Annotated in this window: 8 protein-coding genes; all 8 read left to right on the top strand. The window is 56.7% G+C overall.

Annotated elements, in window-relative coordinates; translation table 11 throughout:
- The coding region (locus ACWVCN_RS12260; RefSeq protein ID WP_455246071.1) for a biotin/lipoyl-containing protein at positions 1–276 on the top strand (276 nt) is incomplete at its 5' end.
- Positions 277–304: 28 nt separating this feature from the next.
- Positions 305–1,243, top strand: coding sequence for an alpha/beta fold hydrolase (locus ACWVCN_RS12265; RefSeq protein WP_455246073.1), 939 nt, complete (start codon positions 305–307; stop codon positions 1,241–1,243).
- 85 nt (positions 1,244–1,328) lie between these two features.
- Complete coding sequence (tpx, locus tag ACWVCN_RS12270) at positions 1,329–1,991, top strand: thiol peroxidase (protein ID WP_455246074.1); 663 nt, start codon at positions 1,329–1,331, stop codon at positions 1,989–1,991.
- Between the two features lie 99 nt (positions 1,992–2,090).
- The gene (sthA, locus tag ACWVCN_RS12275) at positions 2,091–3,500 is read left to right on the top strand and encodes a Si-specific NAD(P)(+) transhydrogenase (RefSeq protein ID WP_455246075.1); all 1,410 of its coding nucleotides are present in this window, start codon (positions 2,091–2,093) and stop codon (positions 3,498–3,500) included.
- Positions 3,501–3,518: 18 nt separating this feature from the next.
- Positions 3,519–4,187 carry a thiaminase II gene (tenA, locus tag ACWVCN_RS12280; RefSeq protein ID WP_455246076.1) on the top strand — a complete coding sequence of 223 codons (669 nt, stop codon included), beginning with the start codon at positions 3,519–3,521 and terminating at the stop codon, positions 4,185–4,187.
- Positions 4,188–4,569: 382 nt separating this feature from the next.
- The gene (locus ACWVCN_RS12285; RefSeq protein ID WP_455246077.1) at positions 4,570–5,502 is read left to right on the top strand and encodes a HEAT repeat domain-containing protein; all 933 of its coding nucleotides are present in this window, start codon (positions 4,570–4,572) and stop codon (positions 5,500–5,502) included.
- On the top strand, positions 5,499–5,984 hold the full coding sequence (locus tag ACWVCN_RS12290) for a hypothetical protein (protein ID WP_455246078.1): 486 nt from the start codon (positions 5,499–5,501) through the stop codon (positions 5,982–5,984). The genes ACWVCN_RS12285 and ACWVCN_RS12290 overlap by 4 nt, the downstream gene beginning before the upstream one ends.
- 80 nt (positions 5,985–6,064) lie before the next feature.
- The coding region (thiD, locus tag ACWVCN_RS12295; protein WP_455246079.1) for a bifunctional hydroxymethylpyrimidine kinase/phosphomethylpyrimidine kinase at positions 6,065–6,679 on the top strand (615 nt) is incomplete at its 3' end.

The raw sequence follows: 6,679 nt of genomic DNA on the forward strand, positions 1-6,679 counted from the left end.
GGTGTCCCCGAAGCGCCTGAAGCAGGATCAGGGGCGAAGCCGAAACGGCCAAGGCCATCCAAGCCGGGTGACGTCGCGCCGCCGATGCCGGGCCGCGTTGTGAAGGTCCTCGTCGCACAGGATGACCAGGTCAAAGCCGGTGATCCGCTTTTGATCATCGAGGCGATGAAGATGGAGAGCCAGGTGCCGGCGCCGGTGGACGGTAAAGTCACCGCAATCCTGGTCGCTGAGGGGGACAGCGTCAAAACGGACGAAACGATCATTCAACTCGAGTAACCAGCGCCGCGCCAGACGCCCGGATCGCTTGTCGACCATCCGAGACATAACGCTCCTCAGCCTCTGTCTGTATGTGACCGCGATGACGGCTTGCACCTCTCCCGCTCCAATTCCAGCTCATTTTGATGCGATCGAGCGATTTCCGATCAACTCGGTGACCGTCAACGGCCAACAGATGGCCTACATTGATGTGGGAGCAGGAACACCCGTCATCCTGATCCACGGATTCGGCGGGTCGATGTGGCAGTGGGAGCATCAACTTTCTCCGTTATCGGCCCAGTTTCGGGTGATTACGCCGGATCTCATCGGCTCCGGACTTTCCGACAAACCGGACATCGAATATCGGCCCGAGCAGATGCTGGAATACTTCGTGGCCTTCATGGACGCACTCCAGATCAGGCAGGCAGTTCTGGTCGGTAACTCTATGGGTGCAGGACTTGCCATCGCCATGTCCTTGAACCATCCGGAACGCGTATCCAAGCTCGTCCTCGTCAGCGGGCTGCCATCAAACGTCAAAGATAAACTCGCGAGTCCCTCGATCAGACAGGCGCTGGACACGAGCGTCCCTTCCTGGCTCGTGTCCTTCGGCAACTGGCTCTTTGGCGGGCTGATGATCGAATCGATTCTGAAGGAGATAGTCTACGACCCGTCGTTGCTGACACCGGCCGTGATCGAACGCTCAAATCGCAATCGGCGACGTCCGGGACTGATTTCACCGATCATGACCGTCCGTTATACTCTTCCTTTGTGGGAAACCGATCTGGCTCAACGGATCGGAGAGATCACGCATCCGACGCTGATTCTGTGGGGCGAGGAAGACCGCGTCTTCCCCATCGCCGTTGGGGAGGAACTGCATCGTACAATCAACGGGTCCGAATTCCTCCGTATTCCCAAAGCCGGTCATATTCCGCAGTGGGAACAGCCTGCCATAGCGAACCGAGCTATGGTAGAGTTCATCGTACGATAGCAGCCTCACGCCGCGTGGCTCTGTAGCGCTGCCATAGACGGCGACATGGCACTCATTCTTATTCCAAACGATACGGAGAAATCATATGCCTTTGCCATCCTCACGTCTCTTCAAACTTTTCGCTCTGCTTGGTCCGCTCACATTGGCCAGTTGCATGGGGGCCGGCCAGGAATCGGCGTTTCTCTACAAGAACATCACCATTGCGGACGGCAGTACCTCCGCGGGAGAAGGTCATACTGTCCTTTTCAAGGGCAGTCCCCTCGCTCTGTCCGGCACCGGCATCAGGGTGGGCGATCAATTGCGGAGCGTCAGGCTGACAAAAACGGATCTCTCGCCTATCAATCTTAGTGACACACCTGGTAAAGGCAAGGTCCGCATCATCAGCGTAGTCCCCTCGATCGACACAAAGGTCTGCGAGCAACAGACGCATCACCTCAGTGAAAAGAACAAGGGGCTCGACAAAATGGTGGAATTGATCACCATCAGTATCGATACCCCGTTCGCGCAAAAGCGATTCGCGGAAGAGGCCAAGATCGACAACATCACGTTCCTCTCCGATTACCGTAACGCCGATTTTGGAAAAACTTACGGCCTCTTCCTGAGGGAGCCGCATATTTTGGCTCGCGCTGTAATTGTCGTCGATCCTCAAAACACCGTCCGATACATGCAGATTACACCTGAACTGGCTCATCTGCCCGACATAGATGAAGCCTTCCAGGTTGCACGGAAGTTGGTAACCCAGGGTTGACACGACAGCTAGGTGACGGTCAATGCTAAGATTGAGTGACGACGAAACCGTTCCCTCCTCGACCTTAACCTCACACTCGACCTTCCTTCGAGGAGCTTGATGGCCCATTACGACCTCCTCGTCATCGGGACCGGACCCGCCGGCCAAAAAGCCGCCATACAAGCCGCAAAGCTCTGCAAAAGGGTTGGTATTATCGAGCGCAAGGAGGTCGTCGGCGGCGTCTGCATCAACACCGGCACGATACCCAGCAAATCCCTGCGCGAAGCGGTACTGTACCTGTCCGGTTTTCGCCAGCGTAGCCTGTACGGCGCAGGCTACCGGCTGAAGGAACAGATCACGATAGAGGATCTTGTCTATCGAGCCAATCACGTCATCCAGAACGAAGTCCGGATCGTCGGGAATCAGATGGCACGCAACGGGGTCCACATGATCAACGGCTCGGCTCGTTTTGTCGATCCGCACCGGTTGGAGATTCACCATGCCAGAGGAACAGTCGAACATACAGCCGACTTCATCGTCATTGCCGTAGGCACCGAACCGGCCAGGCCGGCTGACATTCCGTTCGACGGCGATTCCATCATTGATACGGACGGTCTTCTGACGTTGAAACGTGTTCCCGAATCGATCGTCATCGTGGGCGGCGGCGTGATCGGAACTGAATACGCCTCAATCCTGGGAGCCATGGGCGTTCCCGTGACACTGATCGACAAACGCCCGCGCTTGTTGGAATTCGTCGATGGAGAAATTATCCAGGCGCTCCAGGCGCAGATGAAAGACATCGGCGTGACCCTCTACCACGATGAAGAAGTCCTCGCTATCAGGAAAGAGGCGGACAATCGTATTGATGTCTGCCTGAAATACGCGAAGCCGATCCAAGCCACCACCTTGATGTACGCCATCGGCCGGGTCGGCGCGACAAAAGGGCTCAATCTTAAAGCGGTGGGACTCACACCCGATGCCCGCGGACGATTGAGCGTCAACGAACACTTGCAGACGGCTGTTCCGCATATCTATGCCGCCGGCGACGTGATCGGATTCCCGGCCCTGGCCTCTACCTCAATGCAGCAGGGTCGCCATGCCTCCTGTCACGCCTTCGGCTATCCCGATCGGACCGATACGGAGTTGCTGCCGTACGGTATCTACTCAATCCCCGAGATCTCGATGGTGGGGAAGAACGAGGAAGACCTCGCAAAAGCAAAGATCCCGTTTGGAGTCGGAGTCGCCCGCTATCGCGAGATCGCCAGAGGCCAATTGATCGGTGACGATACCGGCCTGGTGAAGCTCTTGTTCAACCGCCATACCCATGAACTGCTCGGCGTGCATGCGATTGGAGAAGGGGCGACCGAGCTTATTCATATCGGACAAGCCGTTATGGCCTTTAACGGTAAAATTGAGTACTTTATCGACACGGTCTTCAACTATCCCACCTTAGCCGAGTGTTACAAGGTTGCTGCGTTGGACGGGATCAACCGTTTACCGAGGCCGTGGCCACAATCTCCGCCACATTGAATAAGCCGAGGAGCGCTCATGTCATTTTCCGACCATCTCCGGAAGCTGGCTCAACCGATTTGGGACGCCCAGCTGGCCCATCCCTTTGTCGTCGCACTGGGGAACGGCCGTCTTCCTGAACGAAAGTTCAAATACTACATCCTGCAAGATGCCCGGTTTCTGGCAGAACTTGCCAGAGTGTTCTCGGCGGCCGCCTTGCGCGCGCCGGATTCCGAATCCGCCCTCCGCTTCACGAAGCTCGCGGAGGAAACCATCCTCGTCGAACGGAGCCTGCACGAGGGCTATGGATCGAAATGGAAGATGACCGCCGCACAAATGACATCAGTCCCGATGTCTCCGACGAACTACGCTTATACCCGACATATGCTGGCCGTCGCTGCCTCCGGAACAGCTGCAGAAATTACCGTTGTGGCGCTCCCCTGCGCCTGGATCTACTGTGTAGTCGGTCAACATCTCTTACAGCACGGGCCGCCGTCAAAAAAGCATCCGTACCGCGATTGGCTCTCGCTCTATGCATCGCCGGAATTCGCAGAAGTACAACGCTGGATGAGAAAGAAGGTAGATCAATGGGCGAAGACGGCGGGGAAAGAAGAGAAGCGGCGGATGGAGGAATCGTTCGTCATCAGCTCACGGTATGAGTGGATGTTTTGGGAGATGGCGTGGAACGAGGAGGAGTGGCCGGTGTGAGTCGACGGGTCCTGTCACAGGGCAGGAGACCTCTCGTCCTTGCACCCCGCCCGGTGTAGGGACCCCGCTGTGGCCGAAAGGTCTCCCTGCCCTGTACCACCCGTCGAACACCGTGAGAGGAAAGCGAAGAAACAAGACGGTGTGAAGCGGTTCGTCGCCACTACCTGCGGCAGCCGCCCCGACTCAGCAAGAACGGTTTCCCAACGGCGCTCTGATTACGCTCCGAGAACCTCGCAATCCTGAACGAACACTATCGAAGACACACCGGTCTATGAGACGAAAAGTTGCTTCAAAGACAGGCGCAATAAGTGATTCGCTTACCGTCGTTTTCACCTAACCTATGACCTTCCGGATAGTCTCGCTAAATCTTGGTGCGCTAGGTTTGCTCATCGCGCTCTTGGGGTTCGTCTATTGGCAGCACACCGGAGCGCAGGCGGTGCCGGGACTTATCGCGGATTTACAGAGCGAGGATCGGCAGGCGCAGCAGTTGGCGGCGGCGCACTTGAAAGACATCGGCCCGGCGGCGAAACCGGCAGTGCCGCTTCTCGTCGAACTGGCGACATCGGATCGCAAATCTCACCTTCGTAGCGAGGCAGCCGGCGCATTGCCTTCCATCGATCTCAGTGCCGCCCGGCAGGTCATGATGCATCACCTGCCCATGCTCCAAGAGCCGGACGATCAGGTCAGGGGAGAAGCGGTTTCCATCCTTGGTGCATTGGGTCCGGTGGCGAAACCAGCCGCCCCCTCGTTACTGATGATGTTGAACGATCCGGATACGATCGTGCGTAATCGAGTGGTTCGGGCATTGGGATCGATCGGCCTTCCCGCCGGCAGGGTGATGCGGGGGCTGACACAGGCCTTGCGCGATCCCGAATGGACGGTACGGCATGCTGCCGTCACATTGTTTGCCTTCGGCGGATATGCTCGTCCGGAGTCACTATCGATCCTCCAAGAACTGACGAGTGACTCGAATCCAACCGTAGCGAAACTGGCGCAGTCCGCCGTTGCCTCGGCCCAACGCCCTATCCTCGTTTCGACCTATTCCTTCCTGCTGAAACAGGAGACAAATCGAACTCACTCCCTTCAGCAACTGGCAAAACTAGGTCCGCGTGCTGCAGAAACCGCCTCCGACGTTGCAGCACTCCTGACAGCCGAGCAGCCCCTCGAACGTTATTTGGCTGCCTGTGCCCTGGCTGAAATCGGTAAGGCTGCGAAGGAGACCGTTCCGGCGTTACGGGCAGCGGTCCAGGATCCAGACCCCGTCGTCCGTGAAGCAGCAGCAGAAGGCTTGCAAGCCATCGAGGGCAACCAGTGACGAACAAGCTCAGTTCGACAAATCGAATGATCGCATTCACACTGACCGTCTACTGGGGCTGCCTTATACTCGGTCTCGGCATTCCCTGGCTGGCAACGATTGGCGTGGATGTGCTCAAACATGACCAATCCTTTACCCAAGCCTTGCATCAACTGCAGTTGCACCTCTTTGCCCCCGGCTACAATCTCTTCTTGATCGCCGTCTTCAATGCAATTCCCTTCGTGCTCTTCGCCGTTTTCGCTCTGTTTCACATGGGCCTCGCTCCGTCTGGGAATACAACCCTCGTTAAGCGCCGGGCTACCGGCGTTGTTGTAACAGTCATCGGACTCATCGGACTCAGCGCGTGGACCCATGTGACGATCTTGTGGTTTCCCGATGCCCAGGGCGCGATTGCCTACCTCTTCCTGCCCTTCGTCCTGCTCATTCTGACACCGCTGGCCTATGTTATCGGACGGAGCCTCGGCAGCCTCATTTTCCGATAACGTAGACTCGACAACAGCAAGCCGCAGAGTATATATATTTTGCGGGATCTGCCTCTCCCACGGAGCAAAAACCTGATCACATGAGCACGACATTACCCCAAGTGTTGACGATTGCCGGATCTGATTCCGGCGGAGGAGCCGGGATTCAAGCGGACATCAAATCCATGTCGGCGAACGGTGTCTTCGCTATGTCGGTGATCACCGCCATCACGGCGCAAAACACGGAAGAAGTAACCGACGTATTCGAGCTGCCGACCAGCATCGTTGCCTCGCAGATTGACGCCGTCTTCGACGATTTCGAGGTCGCCGGCGTAAAAACCGGCATGTTGTCATCGACTGCTTTGGTCGAAGTCGTGGCCAAGATGCTGAAACCACAAAATGTCACGAACCTGGTCGTCGATCCCGTCATGATTTCGAAAAGCGGCCATCTGCTGCTCAAACCGGACGCCATCGAGGCCATAAAGAAGCAGCTTTTCCCTCTTGCCTTGCTTGTGACACCGAATGTTCACGAAGCCCAGCAGCTATCCGGCATCGAGATCAAGTCACTGGCAGATGCCCGACGAGCCGCAAAAGTGATTCACGGATTCGGCTGCAAGTATGTCTTAATCATGGAGGGCATCTCCTCGCCGAACGCGCCACGGACCTGCTCTACGATGGACGCTTTTTTAACATCTTCAAGGGAGAGTTTATCGAAA

The organism is Petrachloros mirabilis (genome assembly GCF_975968855.1).

Bases quoted from the DNA above. Each gene is read 5' to 3' on its own strand.
- tpx (WP_455246074.1), top strand. From the start codon at position 1,329: ATGCCTTTGCCATCCTCACGTCTCTTCAAACTTTTCGCTCTGCTTGGT.
- sthA (WP_455246075.1), top strand. From the start codon at position 2,091: ATGGCCCATTACGACCTCCTCGTCATCGGGACCGGACCCGCCGGCCAA.
- tenA (WP_455246076.1), top strand. From the start codon at position 3,519: ATGTCATTTTCCGACCATCTCCGGAAGCTGGCTCAACCGATTTGGGAC.